This is a genomic window from Kribbella sp. NPDC048915, assembly GCF_040649595.1.
GTDB lineage: Bacteria > Actinomycetota > Actinomycetes > Propionibacteriales > Kribbellaceae > Kribbella.
On sequence record NZ_JBEZFT010000153.1, the window covers coordinates 1 to 2,442 of the forward strand.

Annotated in this window: 1 protein-coding gene and 1 pseudogene; both read right to left on the reverse strand. The window is 67.0% G+C overall.

What is annotated here, in order from left to right:
- Window positions 1–214 precede the first annotated feature (214 nt).
- Window positions 215–1,663 carry a group II intron reverse transcriptase/maturase gene (ltrA, locus tag AB0B82_RS35360; protein ID WP_360178952.1) on the reverse strand — a complete coding sequence of 483 codons (1,449 nt, stop codon included), beginning with the start codon at window positions 1,661–1,663 and terminating at the stop codon, window positions 215–217.
- A gap of 616 nt (window positions 1,664–2,279) precedes the next feature.
- Window positions 2,280–2,442, reverse strand: a pseudogene (locus AB0B82_RS35365) (transposase); the annotation flags it as partial.

Consider the following 2,442-nt stretch of genomic DNA (forward strand, 5'->3'; position numbering starts at 1 on the left):
TGGCGCCGTAGAGCGGGTCGCCCTTGCGTCCCCGGTGGCCCAGGGTCGCTTGCTGGATGCGGCGTCGGCACTGGTCGAGTGCGTCGCCGGCCAGGTGAGGTCGGCCCGGGGCGCGGTGCCGGTCATTTCGACCGGTCCGTTTCCCCGGGCCGCCTCCCGAACCGGACGTGCGGCTTTCACCGCATCCGGCTCTCCACGAGGTCGTGCCGATTGGTCAGGCAGGTGCAGGCTCGGCCCACGGTGTCGCGATGTTGCCCCGGTAGCGGTAACGGGTGACCGCTACTGCTGCGGGGTCGAACAGGTCGACCCCTGCGTGGTGTGGCCACCATCCCTGGGTGGAGTAGCGGCCTCGCAGGGCCTTCTGGCCGGTCTTGCGGTGCTTGTTGCGCAGCCAGCCGACGACCCGGGACCACGTGTAGTGGCGCAGGTAGCCGAAGGCCCGCTTGGACACCCCGTGCTGGAAGTACCGGGTCCAGCCCCGTAGCAGCGAGTTGAGTTGCCGCAGCAGTTCGCTGAGGGGCTGGTTCGTGCCTTGCTGAGTGATCATCTTGACCTTCCGACGGACCGAGGCGACCGCCTTGCGGGCCGGGAAGGTGTAGACGAACGACTTCGCGGTTCCTCGTTTGTGGTGCCGCTGGATGCGGAACCCAAGGAAGTCGAAGCCGTCATCGATGTGGACAACAGAGGTCTTCTCCTCCGACAGACGCAGCCCCACAGGGGCCAGCACGTCTGTGGCCTGCTGCCATAACGCCTCGGCGTGCTCACGCGTCCCGGACACCACGACGACGAAGTCGTCGGCGTAACGGACCAGCCGGGAGATCGGCTGACCTTGTCGGCGTCGGCGTGAACGATCGCCCCGGGTCGCGCTGGTGGCTTCCCAGACCCGGGCGAAGTGCTCATCGAGCACTTCCAGTGCGATGTTGGCCAGCAGCGGGGAAAGGATCCCGCCTTGTGGTGTGCCGGTGTCGGTGCGCCTCAAGACCTGGTCCTCGCTGAGGGCCCCGGCCTTGAGGAACGCCTTGACCAGAGCCAAGACTCGCTTGTCCCCGACGCGTCGCCGCACCCGGTCCATCAGGGCGGTGTGGTCGATCTCGTCGAAGCATGCCGTGATGTCTGCTTCGAAGACCCACTCATAGGAGCGGGAAGCGAACATCTGTATCTCCGCGACCGCGTCCCATGCCCGCCGCCGGGGCCTGAACCCGTAGGAGGAGGGATGGAAGTCGGCCTCGAAAATCGGCTCCAACACCAGCACTAGGCTCGCCTGGACGACCCGGTCCGCAACGGTCGGTATCCCCAGGGTCCGGTACTTGCCCGGCGACTTGGGAATCTTGCGCTGCTTGACCGGCGAGGGCGTGAACTGGCCCGACTTCACCCGTAGGCGAAGATCGGTCAGGAAGCCCTGCCGCCCATCCCTGGCCTCGATCGCGCGGACAGTCAGCCCGTCGATCCCGGCCGAGCGTGCCCCGGTGTTACCGGCAACCCGATCCCACGCGACGCGCAGGAATGCGGGGTCCACCACGAGGTTGAACAAGTCATCGAACCGGGCCGTGGCATCCCGTTCCGACCATCGGTGCAACTTGGTCTGCATCCCCAGTACCCGTTCCCGAGCCTCGCTGAGACTCAGCCATTGCTGGCCCCCAGGGGACGGCGCGTCGGTCTTCACCGGCGACCTCCTGGCCTTGCACAACCTATGCTGCGATCTCGCTGCCGTCCTTCGCCATGACCACACCCTGGGGTGCAATGGTCGTGTGGACGGCTTTCCCGTCCTCTGACTACTACGACGGCTCCGCCCCCTGCCGCACCCATCGGGCGACGGTGGCCCTGCCCGCCGATCTGCTGGCCGCGGACCGGGTGGGGCAGGCACGACAGGGTTCCCATGTTCACTGTGTGACGGTCGGCGGGGTCGGTGCCCAGCTCTACTCCGGCAGCATCGCCGCGAGTACGCCGCAGGCTTTCCTCGCGGCCTCCCGGACCGGCATCAATCACCGACCCGGAAGTCGCCTCCCCGTTCGTGCGTTCGGCGTGCACTGCGTCCCGGCCCAGATCCGCCAGATTGGAGCCGGTTCCACGATTACGGAGGTTCAACCACTGGTTCACTCTCGTTACACCTTCCCGCCTCGTTCGCCGGACCCGACCCATCTGGCAGTACTGGACCGTCCCGGCTTTGTCAGGGCTGCTTCCCACCCTCACCAGCACCTCCTGGCTCAGGCTGCCCCCAACTTCAACCCGGCCGCTGCGACGACCAGGCGATGGAGGTCTCTCACCCCCATCCGCACACACAGCGCCTCATGGCGCACGCGGACGACGTGGAAGGGATCCATGACCGCGACCGCGTCGGGGAGTTCCTCAGCGGTGGCGGTCTTGAAGCCGTTGAAGCCGTCCATCGCGACGACTTCCACGGCGTCGCGCCACAACTGTTCGCGTTCAGTGAGCCAGGTCTTG